General features: G+C 66.7%; 10 protein-coding genes. 8 read left to right on the top strand and 2 right to left on the bottom strand.

Going from position 1 to position 13236, the window contains the following annotated elements; translation table 11 throughout:
* Positions 1–501: 501 nt before the first annotated feature.
* The gene (locus tag AC0685_RS14155) at positions 502–903 is read right to left on the bottom strand and encodes a hypothetical protein (RefSeq protein WP_478225890.1); all 402 of its coding nucleotides are present in this window, start codon (positions 901–903) and stop codon (positions 502–504) included.
* 629 nt (positions 904–1532) lie between these two features.
* On the opposite strand from AC0685_RS14155, the gene AC0685_RS14160 reads away from it, so the two are divergent.
* Entirely contained in the window at positions 1533–4640 is a 3108-nt protein-coding gene (locus AC0685_RS14160; protein ID WP_478226160.1) for an AfsR/SARP family transcriptional regulator, read from the top strand.
* 393 nt (positions 4641–5033) lie between these two features.
* Here the strand turns inward: AC0685_RS14160 and AC0685_RS14165 are convergent, their stop codons facing one another.
* Positions 5034–5231, bottom strand: a complete 198-nt coding sequence (locus AC0685_RS14165) for a hypothetical protein (protein ID WP_478225891.1) — start codon at positions 5229–5231, stop codon at positions 5034–5036.
* A gap of 505 nt (positions 5232–5736) precedes the next feature.
* On the opposite strand from AC0685_RS14165, the gene AC0685_RS14170 reads away from it, so the two are divergent.
* Genes AC0685_RS14170 through AC0685_RS14200 form a run of 7 tightly spaced genes read left to right on the top strand, consistent with a single transcriptional unit; the run spans position 5737 to position 13234 of the window.
* Positions 5737–6327, top strand: a complete 591-nt coding sequence (locus AC0685_RS14170) for a cysteine hydrolase family protein (RefSeq protein WP_478225892.1) — start codon at positions 5737–5739, stop codon at positions 6325–6327.
* 56 nt (positions 6328–6383) lie between these two features.
* Positions 6384–7409, top strand: a complete 1026-nt coding sequence (gene hypE / locus AC0685_RS14175; protein WP_478225893.1) for a hydrogenase expression/formation protein HypE — start codon at positions 6384–6386, stop codon at positions 7407–7409.
* 31 nt (positions 7410–7440) lie between these two features.
* Complete coding sequence (gene hypF, locus AC0685_RS14180; RefSeq protein WP_478225894.1) at positions 7441–9774, top strand: carbamoyltransferase HypF; 2334 nt, start codon at positions 7441–7443, stop codon at positions 9772–9774.
* Complete coding sequence (locus AC0685_RS14185; RefSeq protein ID WP_478225895.1) at positions 9771–10760, top strand: NAD-dependent epimerase/dehydratase family protein; 990 nt, start codon at positions 9771–9773, stop codon at positions 10758–10760. Before hypF ends, AC0685_RS14185 begins: the two co-directional genes overlap by 4 nt.
* A 31-nt stretch (positions 10761–10791) precedes the next feature.
* Positions 10792–11964 carry a DegT/DnrJ/EryC1/StrS family aminotransferase gene (locus tag AC0685_RS14190; protein ID WP_478225896.1) on the top strand — a complete coding sequence of 391 codons (1173 nt, stop codon included), beginning with the start codon at positions 10792–10794 and terminating at the stop codon, positions 11962–11964.
* Positions 11961–12419: an NUDIX hydrolase gene (locus tag AC0685_RS14195; protein ID WP_410602526.1), complete on the top strand. Its 459-nt coding sequence runs from the start codon at positions 11961–11963 to the stop codon at positions 12417–12419. Before AC0685_RS14190 ends, AC0685_RS14195 begins: the two co-directional genes overlap by 4 nt.
* A complete protein-coding gene (locus AC0685_RS14200; protein WP_478225897.1) occupies positions 12416–13234 on the top strand; it encodes an inositol monophosphatase family protein in 819 nt (272 codons plus the stop codon). Before AC0685_RS14195 ends, AC0685_RS14200 begins: the two co-directional genes overlap by 4 nt.
* Positions 13235–13236 lie beyond the last annotated feature (2 nt).

Genomic DNA, 13236 nt, shown 5'->3' on the forward strand with positions numbered 1-13236 from the left:
CACATCTCGAAGAGAACCAGCTCTCCATTCGCACGCTCATGCCGATGTGCGTTCGTTCGCCAACGTTCGCGCTTCCTGCGGTCCTCAATGAGGCGGCATGCAGTTTTAGGGATCTCACAGCTACGAGGTGTCGCCGAGATCGATCAGTTGCCAATCCGCTACTTGTTGAGAAGCCGCGAGTTCCGCAGCGTGCACCTCTGGACGTTGTTCGGCCAGCCGACGCCGGATCTTGACAGCTTCGGTGATCGCGGCCAGCCCGCTGTCAGCCCAGCTCAGTCTTGGTGAATGCCGTTCGGCGGTTGTGGCGACCGCTCGGGACCTTAGGGTTGATCTGAGGTCCGCCAAGTAGGCCCGGACGACTGGTCGCTGAGTTATCCGGGCCTACTTGGCGGATTCGACGCCCGTGCGCGGTCGCGGGTACCGTCTCAGCTCTATTCAACTGCCTGCTGTCCGCTGGACGCCCTTCACGTTCTCGGCCTGCGGGGTGGCTGAACGGTGGGTCTAGTACAGCTTGTCAACGCAGTTGCTGACGCCGCGGTAGCAGGTCTGTCCCTTGATGAAAGTCCCGGCTGCGTCGGTCATGTAGAGCCAGACCTTGTTGGCCCCGCCGGTGACGTTCGCGTCAAGGCTCATCGGTGCCGATCCAGTTCTGTTACACCAGGTGCTGGAACTCTGGAAGTCCAGTGAGGTGCTGCCTGCCCACGCCCGCCCGTAAACCCGACGGCAGTCGACGGCCCTGAACGTTCCGGCGACGCCGACCGACCGGTTGTACCAGGTGACCGTGCCTTTGTAGTAGTTCGCCCCGTCCACGATCGAGAAGGTGCTGGTTGGGTATTCGGCGGCAGTGGCGGGTGCCGCCGCGAAGACCATCCCGGCAACCGACGCCACCGCCGCCACGGCCACGCCGCCCTTCCTCGCGCGACTCTTGCCGCAAGCACGCCGGGTGCCGCTCTCCGCAACTGCAGCAGAGCCGGCTGTTGCCAGACTCAGCCTGGGAACAGCAGTGATTACGGCTGCCAATCCTGCGATCATCCGTTTAACTCGCATGTCGATCCCTTCTGAAGTTTCCTGGTTTCTACCTGTCGTCCGGGCTGTTTCGTCGAGTTCGCAACGATGCCCGGTAGAGACATCCGAGAGTCGTTCCACCGCCCCGGCGAATTCCGCCCTCCTTCTCGTTGATCTGTAGCGATGTCGTGGTCGACGGGCGGGAACGGATCCCGGGTCCTTCCGTATACTCGTGTGCGGTATTCCTTCCTCGGTCGTCGGTGTCGGGCGTTCCGGTGCTGTTCCACTTCCCTGTCGGAGTTCGAACCCACGAGTCCCGAGTAACGATCACGGGCTTTGTTCGTGCTGCGGTTCGGTGCCCATGGGAACGATGCGGGTCCGATCGTGTGAACTTCTCCCAGGTTTTCTGTACTGCGCTGCTCAGGTCGCTATGCCTGTAGCCCTAGGGGCAACAGGGGAAGGGGGCGGCGAGCGTGGTAGTGGTGCGTCTGTTAGGTGAGGTTGGCGCGGAGGTCGATGGGCGGCCGGTGGACCTGGGCACGCCCAGACAGCGATGCGTGCTGGTCGCGTTGGCGGTCGACGCCGGGCGGGTGGTGCCGGTGGATCGGCTGGCCGAACGGGTCTGGGGTACCGATGTGGCGCCGAAGGCGCGATCGACGCTGCACAACTACATCTCCCGGCTACGCCGAGTGCTGGCCGGTGCGGACGGCGTGGAGATCGTGCGTCGGTCGGGCGGCTACGTCTTGACCACTGATACGACCGAGCCGGTGGTGGACTTGCACCGGTTCCGCGATCTGCGCACCAACGCCGATGCGGATGACGACGAACAGGCCGCTCGGTCGCTGACTCTCGCATTGGAGTTGTGGCGGGGGCAGGCTCTGACAGGCGTGGACGGCGAGTGGGCCGATGCCGAACGTGACCGGCTCGAGTTGGAACGATCGGCCGCGCAGCACGACCTGGCAGACGTCCTGCTACGTCTGGGCCGCGGCGGACAACTCGTGGCCAGGTTGGCCGAGCAGTCCAGTGCGGCCCCCTTGGACGAGCGAGTGGCCGGCCAGTACATGCTGGCCCTGCACCAGGCCAGCCGCACGGCCGACGCATTGGAGCACTACCGACAGGTTCGCGCGCGACTGGTCGAGGAACTGGGTTCGGACCCCGGCGAGGCCCTGCGAAACCTGCACGGCCAGATCCTGACCGGCGGCTCCGGACACGGGGTGGATCCGGAGCGCGGCATCCACCCTCGGCGCCGCTCGCGATCCGAGGTCCGCCCGATTGCCACCGGTATCGCGCAGTTGCCGTCTGTGCCACGGAGTTTCGTCGGTAGGGAAGAAGAGCTGAGCGTCATGGGTGGAGTACATGACGGGGTCGACGGCAGCCCGGTAGTGCACGTCCTGACCGGCACTGCGGGCGTGGGCAAGACGGCACTGGCACTGCACTGGGCCCACGGCAACCGGGACCGCTTCCTCGGCGGACAACTGTTCGTCAACCTACGCGGACACAGCGCCGGAACGCCGCTGACAGCCAGGCAGGCGCTGGAGGAGTTACTGCAGGCGCTCGAAGTCGCGCCGATCAGGCGACCCGCCGGCGTGGACGGCGCGGCCGGGGTCTACCGCTCGACGTTGGCGGATAGGCAGATGCTGGTCGTGCTCGACGACGCCGTCGACGCAGGTCAGGTTCGTCCCCTGCTGCCGGGCACGACGGACTGCACCGTGGTGGTCACCAGCCGCAACAGGCTCGACGGCCTCGTGGCACACGAGGGTGCCCGGCAACAGCGGCTGGACGTGCTGGGCTTCGACGATGCCAAAGCGGTACTCGACCGGATCATCGGCGGGACGCGCGTCGCCGCCGAACCCGAAGCCGCCAACGACCTGGTGGCACTGTGCGGTGGGTTGCCACTCGCCCTCCGCATCGCCGCCGCGCACCTCGCCGCCCAGCCGAACCGCTCGATCGGCGACTACACGACCGCGCTGCGCGGCGGCGACCGGCTCGCCGCGCTGGAGCTGCACGGCGATCCAACCGCGGCCGTCGGCGCCGCCATCGAGTTGTCCTACGCAGCCAGGGCCCGGTCGACGCAGCGGGCGTTCAGACTGCTCGAGCTGGTGCCGGGACCGGACACGACCGCACCCGCAGTCGCGGCGCTCGCCGACACCGGCCTCGCCGAGGCCGAGCGCGAACTGCGGGACCTGGTGGCTGCGAGCCTGGTCGAAGAACCTGCCCCCAGCCGCTACGCGCTGCACGAGCTGACCCGGCTGTATGCCGCCGACCGTGCCGTCCAAGACGGACGCGACCCCGTAGACCGTCTGCTCACCTGGTACGCGATCGCCGTCGACAGCGCCGCGGACATCCTCGATGCCGGAAGGGTCCGCCTGCCGGGGAGCACTTCATGGACAGGCCACGAGCCGATGTCCTTCGACAGCAGCGCTGCCGCCTTGGCCTGGTTCACCGTGGAGGCGTCCAACATCACGGCGATCGTGGGACTGGCCTCGGCCACCGGTCAGCACCGACTGGCCTGGCAGATGACCGACGGGTTGAAGGGGTACTTCCTGCGGGGCAACACCGCGCAGTGGGAGACCGTCGTCCGCTGTGCCCGCCATGCCGCGCAAACCGACGGCAACCCACACGCGGTGGCCGCGATGGACAACAGCGCCGGCGTGCTCGACTTAATGAGGGGCGACCACGCCTCGGCGGTCGACCACTTCGAGTCGGCGTTGACCGGAGCGACAGGCGCCGATTGGCCCCTGGGCAGGTGCACCGCATTGTCCAATCTCGGCACCCTGCACTACTACACCGGTACTCTGCCGGCAGCGTTGGAACACCTGCGTCGAGCCGACGAGATCGCCATCGCCGAATCCACGTGCCTGATCCACACCGGCTCTGTCCTGATCAACCTGGGGATGACCACGCTGAGGCTCGGCCGCCCGACGGAAGCGCTCGATTACCTCACCAGGGCACGCGCCGCGCAGGACGCGTCCGGCCACTACCGAGGACGCGGCGCCACACTGACGGGCCTGGCCGAAACCCACTTGCACCTCGGCGACCTCAAGAAGACCGAGGAACTCCTCGACTCGGCGGCTCCGCACATTCGACGGGTCTCGGCTGGCTACGAGACCGCCTGGTACCTAGGGGTGAGAGGGAGGCTCGTCGCTCTCCGCGGCGACTACGACCAGGCTGCAATCCTGCTCGAACAGGCAGTGGGAGCCGCAGAAGGCCACCACGCCGTCGCGGTCGACACACAGAACACACTCGCCGCGATGCACTGCTTCAGAGAGCGGCTCGACGAAGCCGAGTCGCTGCACCGACACGCACTCACAGCCGCCGACCACTCGCACTACCGACAAGGGCGGATAGAAGCACTGCTCGGCCTGGCGGCGGTCCACCACCACCGCGGCCACCTGGCGTCCGCCGTCCATGACGCCACCTCGGCACTCGACCTGGCCCGCCACACCGGCCATCGACCTCACGAGGGCCACGCCCACGCTGCCCTCGCTGCGGTCCATGTGCACCGAGGCGACCACCGGCCAGGCGCCGACCACGCCGAACAGGCACGACTGATCCACGCAGAGACGGGGCACCTGTTGGGCGAGGCACAGGCCCTGCTGCTCACCATGACGGCTGGACGCGACGAAACGACCTGAGCGCCACTGGCCTTGGTCGAGCACCAGCCCTTCATGCTCGCGTGCACCCAGCCGGAGTCATCAACGAGCGTCCGGAACGGCGCCTCAGTCTCGGCAAGCGCCGCCACGAGTTGCTCGTTCACCACACATACTGCGGCAGCATCGGAGGAACACGCAGACTGAGACTGATCATGGTGACATCACCGTGAGACAGCCTCTGGACCTGCAGGTCGCACAAGATCGACATGTTGTCCGCGGCGTGACCCTACATCGCTGTAGGGTCTCAAATCACTTGGCGGATCCGCCAAGTGATTGAGACAGCTAGTGCCGTCCTACCTGGCAGGATCTCACGGAGCACGTACGCCAGTTTTCGCCCGGCGGCATCACGGCGAGTTCGGCGGGCGAGCGCTTCCCTCAGGCCTGACGGGCGGCGGCTTCGTCGACCGCTCCGCCGACGCCGATCGTCGGCGAGCCGCTCGCCCGTGCGTGCTCGACCGCGTTCGACCCGGTCGCGAACACGACGTCGTGGCCGTGCTCCCGGGCGGCGACGGCCAGCGGCAGCAGCGGGACGATATGGCTGTAACCCGTACCGGCGGAGAAGAACAGTCGCATGGCCGAAGGTTCCGATGTCTGGCTCCCCAGGGGACGAAAGGAGTGAGCCATTTGTTGTAAGTAATCGGTTCCGGGAGGTGGGCGAAGTGGTTCGATGACTGATGACGCAGGGATCCCGAAGGGCTTGATCCTTTTGTCGCCCTACGGATTTCGGAGCTGCCGCAGATGTGTGATGGCCCTCGTCGACGCGGGTATCCGTACGTGACGGGACGGAAATCTGTGGAATTCTCCGAAGTTCGGGTAATTGATCTTTCGGCGCCGAATTCGGGGCTTGACATGGTGGCATTCGCTGGGTAGACAAAGGTGTGTCAGTGGTCTCGACCATTGAACAGCTGGGGCGGGAATCTGAAAATAAAGGGGGACTGGGGGAGCGAGTCTTTCTGAGGGGATTCGTTTGCGGCCTCGGGTCGCTCTCTGGGGACTTCTTTGTTCGATCCTGCTGGATCGTTTTCTGTGTCTCATGGGTGTTTTCTTTATTCGTCATTCCTCTTGAGAAGGAGCTGTCATGGGCAAAATCGCCGTCATCACCAACGATCTTCAGGGTGACGTGGTCTATCTAACCCCCGAACGCACAGCGGTGATGACCGACGCGCAGCCCCACTACATCGCCTTCCTCGACGAGATGCGGCGCCGCGGCCACACGGTCTACCACCTGCAGCTGATCAACCTGCCCGACGACCCGAACGCGAACCGCCGGGCGGACGGAACCCTGCCGCTGCAACGCGAAACCGAAGGTGCGGCGATTCTCCCCGCGTTCCTCGGTGAGGGCGACGTCGTCGTGGAGAAGAACAAGGACAGCGGTTTCTACGAGACGAAATTGCACGATCTGCTTCAGGCGGAGGGTATCGAGACCGTCGTGGTCACCGGATTGCAGACCCAGATCTGTGTCCAGACCACCGCCGCCGACGCGTTCTTCCGCGGTTACAACGTCTGGGTGCCCGCCGAATGCGTCGTTTCCGACAAGACGGCGGATCGTGACCGTTCCCTCGCCTGGCTCGCCGGGTATTGCGCCACGGTCGCGAGCTCGAAAGAGATCTTGGAGACCCTCGACGCGATGGGTGAACTGCCCCGAATGGTCGTCAAGACCCTTCCTTGAGCACTGTCCGAAAGGGCTTCCGGCCCTCGCTCGAAGAAAGGAAGGTAGGACGCCCGATGACAGACTCGGTGACCGGCCTCGACGAGGTCGTTCTGGACCACGGAAGCGGAGCCAAGCTCAGCGGTGAGTTGATCTCCTTCGTCGTCGAGACACTCGGCGAGGTGTACATCGGCGAGATGGAGGACAGCGCGATGCTGTCCCTTCCCGCCGGGCGGATCGCGATGACCACGGACTCGTTCGTGGCCGATCCGCCGTTCTTCGGCAACGGGGACATCGGCAAGATCTCGGTCTGTGGCACGGTGAACGACCTCGCCGTGGTCGGCGCGCGGCCGCTCTACCTGACGCTCGGGATGATCCTGGAGACGGGCCTGCCGATGGCCCGGCTCCACCAGGTGTGCACGTCGATCCGGGAGACGGCGCTCGAGGCGGGCGTCCAGATCGTCTGCGGTGACACCAAAGTGGTCCGCAAGGGCGAGGTCGACCAGATCTACCTCAACACCGCCGGCATCGGCGTCTTCGAACGCGCGCCGCTGCGGATGCGCGACGTCCGGCCCGGTGACCGGGTGATCCTCAGCGGACCGATCGGCAACCACACGGTGCACCTGCTGTCGATTCGCGAGGGCCTCGGCTTCGAACAGCGCGTGCTGAGCGATTGCGCGCCGCTCAACGGGCTCATGGACACGCTGCTGACGACGGTCGGCGAGGGCGTGGTGCATTCGGTCCGGGACGTCACCCGCGGCGGGCTGGCCGCCGTCCTGCACGAGTACGCAAGGGCGTCCGGGCACGCCGTCCGGTTCGAACAGGACCGGCTACCCATTCAGTTCGAGACCGTGATGGCCGCGGACATGCTGGGAATCAACGCGATTCACGCCGCCAACGAAGGCTGTCTGTGCCTGTTCGTCGATCCGGCGGCGGAGCAGGAAGTGCTGGCCGTGCTCCGCTCGCACAAGTACGGCGCCGAGGCGACGACGATCGGCGAGGTGACGGAGGACGCGGATCCGATCGTGCTGAGGCGCGACGCGGACGGACGGGATTCCGTGGTCGAGGAACTTCAGGGTGCCGAGCTGCCGCGTCTGTGCTGATCAGTGAAGTGCTGAGCGGGGAGGTGACGAGATGCCGAGTAGTGATGTGAGTGTCCGGCGGAGTATTCGCGTGGCAGGCGTGGTCCAGGGCGTGGGGTACCGGCCCTTCGTCTACAAGCTCGCGTTGAACTGCGACCTGACCGGCTGGGTGCTCAACGACCCGGAGGGTGTGCTGATCGAGGTCACCGGCAGGCCGGAGGAGGTGCACCGCTTCACCGAAGGCCTCAGCACGCAGGCGCCGCCCCAGGCCAGGGTCACGGCGGTCCAGGTGAACGACCTGCCCGAGGCCGAGGTGCGGCCGGAGGGGTTCACCATCCGGGAAAGCAGGCACAGCGGCCTCCGGACCACGGTCGTACCCGCCGACTCCTACGTCTGCGCTGACTGCCGCGCCGAGCTGCGTGATCCGGCCGACCGCCGCTACCGGTATCCGTTCATCAACTGCACCAACTGCGGCCCGCGGTACTCGATCATCCGCGAGCTGCCCTACGACCGGGCCGTCACCACGATGGCGGGCTTCACCATGTGCCGCCCGTGTGCCACCGAGTACGGGGACCCGCTGGACCGTCGCTATCACGCCCAGCCCAACGCCTGCCCCGACTGCGGTCCCCGGTTGCTGCTGGCCGGTTCCGGCGGTGAGACGGCTTCGGGGGAGGAAGCGCTCGCCGCGGCCACGGCGGCGCTCGCCGAGGGCGGCATCGTCGCGGTCAAGAGCGTCGGCGGGTTCCATCTCGCGGTCAACGCCCGAGACGGCGAAGCGGTCGCCCGGCTCCGGACCCGTAAACGGCGTGATTCCAAGCCGTTCGCGGTGATGGCTCGCGACCTGGGCACGGTCGAAGGGTTCGCCGAGGTCCGTCCCGCCGAGGCCGAGCTGCTGCTCTCGCCTTCCCGGCCGATCGTGTTGCTGCGCAAGCGATCCCCAGGACTGCCGGAGCAGATCGCCCCGCGCAACCCCAATCTCGGCGTCATGCTTCCGTCCGCGCCGGTGCACCACCTTCTGCTCGACCACGCCGGACTGGACACCCTGGTCATGACCAGCGGCAACATTTCCGGCTACCCGATCGTGTACCGCGACGAAGACGCGCTGGCGCAGCTCTTCGCCGTCGCCGACCTGATCCTCTACAACGACCGCGACATCGAAGTCCGGGTCGACGACTCGATCGTCCGGTACTCCGAGCATCCCGAACTCGGCGAGCCACTGGTCGGTTTCATCCGTCGGTCCCGCGGCTACGCGCCGTATCCCGTGGAGGTCGGCACGCAACTGGCGCCGCTGGTGGCCTACGGCGCCGAACTGAAGACGACCGTCGCGTTGAGCAGCGGCTCACGTGTCTACGTCAGCCAGCACATCGGCGACATCAAGAACGACGAGACCTTCAGCGCGCATCGAGAGGCCGTCCGGCATCTCGCCGATCTCCACGACCTGCATCCGCGGCACGCCGCGGTGGACCTGCATCCGCAGTTCCGCGCGACCCGGTTCGCCTTTCAGGAGCAGGGCGAAACCTTCGAGCAGGTCGTCCCGGTCCAGCACCATCACGCGCACATGGCCTCCTGTATGGCGGAGAACCGGCTCGACGGCGAGACCATCGGTGTCATCTTCGATGGCACCGGCTACGGCGACGACGGCACCATCTGGGGTGGCGAGTTCCTCGTCGGCGGCTATCGCGATGCACGCCGCGTCGCGCATCTGCGGACCGTGCCGCTTTTGGGTGGCGACAAGGCGGTCACCGAACCGATCAGGACGGGGTTCGCGCTGGCGCTGGACGCGTTCGGCGAGACATCCGCCGCGGTCAACGCCTTTCCGGTGCTGGAGACCCTCGACGAGCAGGCGCGGCACGTCTTCGCGACCATGGCGCAGCGTGGGATCAACGCTCCACCCGCGTCCAGTATGGGCCGGTTGTTCGACGGCGTCGCCGCGTTGCTCGCCATCACCACACACGCCGAATACGAGGCGCAGGGCCCGATCGAGCTGGAAGGTCTACTCGAACGCGACTTCACCATGGCCGAGCAAGCACACCGGTACCGATTCGGCCTGAACGACCGGGAAATCGACCCTCGGCCGGTGATCAGGGCGCTCGCCGCGGACCGGGAGGCGGGGCCGGACTCCGCCACGTTGAGCCGTCGTTTCCACTCGGCCGTGGTCGACATGGTCGTCGACCGATGCCAGGCGCTCCGGGAGTCCGGAACGCACCGGGTGGTGCTCTCCGGCGGCGTCTTCTTGAACGAGTTCCTGCTGGTCAACTGCATGGTGGAACTGCGGAAAGCGGGATTCGACCCGTACTGCCACCAGCAGGTGCCGACCAACGACGGCGGCATTTCGCTCGGTCAGATCGTGGTGGCCGACGCCAGGCTGGGAGACGACGCGCGATGAAGAAGTACCTGATCACCGGCGGGCGAGGATATATCGGATCGGTCCTGACCAGGCGACTCTGCCAAACCGGAGCAGAGGTCGTGGTCGTCGACAACGGTCTGGTCGGCGGTCCGGAACTCGAACTGCCCGGGGTCACCTACATCGACGGCGACGTCCTCGACACGAGTGCCTGGGACAAGGCCCTCGACAGTGTGGACGCGGTGGTGCACCTGGCGGCGATCGTGGGCGATCCGGCCTGCGGTGTCGACACGGACACCGCCTGGGACGTCAACTATCTCGGCACCATCCGCGTCGCCGAGGCGTGCCGGCGGGCCGGGATCCGGTCGCTGGTCTTCGCTTCCACTTGCAGCAACTACGGATTCACGGCGGACGCGGAAGTGGGTGTCCTGTCACCCATGGCGCCCCAGTCGGTCTATGCCGAATCCAAGGTGCTGTCCGAGCACTATCTGCTCTCCCTGCCCCGTGACGAGTTTTCCCCTCGTCTGCTGAGGTTCGCCACCATCCACGGCCTTTCCCCTCGGATGCGGTTCGACCTCGCCGTCAACATCATGACGGCGAACGCCGTGGAACACGGCCGGGTCACCGTGCACGGCGGGACCCAGTGGCGGCCCTTCCTGCACGTCGAGGACGCGGCCGCGGCGGTGCACCTGGTACTCCAGGACGACCGGCCCGCCGCCCCGAGCATCTACAACTGCGGCTTCGGCGAAGAGAACTACCGCATGGACTCCATCGGCAAGCTGATCGCCGAGGAGATCGACGGCGTCCGCATGGAGATTCTCGAAGAGCACACCGATCCACGGAACTACCGGGTGAACTTCGATCCCATCCGGCGGGAACTGGGCTTCACCCCGAGCCGCCGGGTCGTCGACACCGCGCGGGAAATCCGGGACGCCATGCGCGAAGGGAAGTACTCGGACTTCACCTCGCCTCGGTACAGCAACTACCTGACCGCGGTGGCCCAGCGCGTTGACCCGGTCTCGGCGTGAGTTTCCGTCTTCCACCCTCAGGAGCCCGACCATGACCGACCTCAGCCCGAACACCCGGCCGAGACGTTTTCCCGAACTCGTTCCCATGGTCCGCCCGACCGTGGAAGCCGATGCCGAGATGGAGCTGGCCGTCAAGGAGATCCTCCAGTCGGGGATGCTCACCAACGGGCGGTATGTAAGGGAATTCGAGGAGGCCGCGAGCGCGTACCTGGGGGTCGATCACGCGGTCGCGGTCAGCAACTGCACCACCGGGTTGATGCTCGTGTTCCGTTGCCTGGAGCTGACCGGTGACGTCGTCGTCCCGAGTTTCACCTTCATGGCTTCCGGCCATGCCCTCCGCTGGGCAGGGCACGGGATCCGGTTCGCCGACTCGGATCCCCGCACCTGGACTCTCGACCCGGAGGCCGTGGCCCCGCTCCTGCCGGGGGCGGCCGCCGTGCTGGCGGTGCACACGTTCGGGGTCCCGTGCGACACCGGCCCGTTGCAGGACTTGTGCGACTCCCGGGGGATTCCGCTCGTCTTCGACTCCGCGCACGGCTTCGGCAGCCGCTACTCCGACGGGAGCATGGTCGGCACCAAAGGGGTGGCCGAGGTGTTCAGCCTCAGCCCGACCAAAACCCTCAGCACCGGCGAGGGCGGGCTGATCACGACGAACGACGCCGCTCTCGCCGCCAAGCTGAGGATGGCGCGCGAATACGGCAATCCCGGCGACTACGACAGCCGGTTCGCCGGGCTCAACGGCCGGATGACGGAGGTCTCCGGGTTCATGGGCGTACACGCGCTCAAACGGTTCTCCCGCTGGATCGGCATCAGGCGTTCCCTGGCGGAGCGCTATCGCTCCCGGCTGGACGGACTGCCCGGCCTGGAGTTCCAGACGATTCCGGAGGGCGCCGCGACTTCGTACAAGGACCTGGGGATCCGCGTCGACGCCACCCGCTTCGGGATGACCCGCGACGAGCTGGCCGAGCGGCTGGCGCAGGAGAACGTCAGCACTCGCAAGTACTTCAGCCCGGCCTTGCACCAGCAGACCGCCTATCTGGACGTCCCCGCCGTCGCGGAGCTACCGGTGACCGAGGAACTGGCTTCGAGCATGATCACGCTGCCGCTCTACTCTCATATGCCCGCGGGGGTCGTCGACGAGATCTGCGACCTCGTCCGCGAAATATCCGCGACAGCACAGAAAGCAGGCGGTAGAGCATCGTGAACGACTACGTGGCGGAACTGCGGAAACTGGTCGGAACCCGGCCGCTGATCCTTCCAGGGACCTCGGTCGTGATCACCGATCCGGCCGACCGCGTCCTGCTGCTGGAGCGGGTCGACACCGGCGGCTGGGGGCTGCCCGGCGGCCTCATGGAGCCGGGGGAGTCGTTCGAGGAGACCGGACGGCGGGAGGTCAAGGAGGAGATCGGCCTGGAGATCGGCGACCTGAACCTGCTGGGGCTCTTTTCCGGAGCGGAGTACTACTACCGCTATCCGCATGGCGACGAGATCTACAACATCACCGCCGCGTACGTGGCCCGCCTGCCGGAAGACGCCACCATCGTCCTGGACACCGCGGAGAACAGCACCTGGCGGTTCTTCGGGCTGGACGAGATCCCGGACACCGTGATCACTCCGGAGCAGCCCATCATCGCGGAATACGCCAAGGTCGCGTCATGACCGGACGGGATCCCGGATTCGCGGAGTTCATCGAGATCTGCCTTCGCGAGGCGTCCAAAGTGGCCGTGGGAATGCGGGGCACCGGCGAGACGACGGTCAAGCCGTCGGACGTGAACCAGCTCGTGACCGACACGGACCTCGCCGTCGGTGCGCTGCTGACCGGGCGGATCGGGGAACGGTATCCGCGGCACGCGATCCTGGAAGAGGAGAGCGGGGCGACCCCCGGCGACGACGAGGTCACCTGGATCGTGGATCCGTTGGACGGCACGAGCAATTACGCCGCGGGCAGCCCGCTCTACGGGGTGATGATGGCGGCGGTCGGCGCCGGGGGCGTCCTCGCGGGCGGGCTCGCGCTGCCGGCGTTCGACACCGTTTACGTCGCCGAAGCCGGCAAGGGTGCCACGCGCAACGGGCAGCCGCTCGGACCGCTCCCGGCCACCGGTCCGGAGAAGTCGTTGGTGGCCTTCGGAATGGACAAGGGCCCGCCCGGCCTGATGGCCGCCGAAGGCAGGCTCGCCGCCGCACTGGGGACGGCGTGCCTCGGCGTCCGCATGAGCAACAGCGTCTTCGACATCTGCATGGTGGCCGACGGCGCTTACGGGGCGTTCGTGCATCGCAGTTGCCGAATCTGGGACGTGGCGGCAGCGTTGTGCGTTCTGGGGGAGTGCGGCGGGGTCTGCACCGATCTCGACGGGCGGCCGCTGGATCTCACAGACCCGCTGACGAATGCGGATCGGGTCTTCGAAGTCTGCCTGGCTTCGGTCAGTGTGCATCCAGCCGTGATGACCGCGCTGAAAGCGGCGGCCCCGGCGTGAGG

The organism is Amycolatopsis sp. NPDC043889 (assembly GCF_056435645.1).

Bases quoted from the DNA above. Each gene is read 5' to 3' on its own strand.
- AC0685_RS14200 (WP_478225897.1), top strand. From the start codon at position 12,416: ATGACCGGACGGGATCCCGGATTCGCGGAGTTCATCGAGATCTGCCTT.
- AC0685_RS14165 (WP_478225891.1), bottom strand. From the start codon at position 5,231: ATGCGACTGTTCTTCTCCGCCGGTACGGGTTACAGCCATATCGTCCCG.
- hypE (WP_478225893.1), top strand. From the start codon at position 6,384: ATGACAGACTCGGTGACCGGCCTCGACGAGGTCGTTCTGGACCACGGA.
- hypF (WP_478225894.1), top strand. From the start codon at position 7,441: ATGCCGAGTAGTGATGTGAGTGTCCGGCGGAGTATTCGCGTGGCAGGC.
- AC0685_RS14185 (WP_478225895.1), top strand. From the start codon at position 9,771: ATGAAGAAGTACCTGATCACCGGCGGGCGAGGATATATCGGATCGGTC.
- AC0685_RS14170 (WP_478225892.1), top strand. From the start codon at position 5,737: ATGGGCAAAATCGCCGTCATCACCAACGATCTTCAGGGTGACGTGGTC.
- AC0685_RS14190 (WP_478225896.1), top strand. From the start codon at position 10,792: ATGACCGACCTCAGCCCGAACACCCGGCCGAGACGTTTTCCCGAACTC.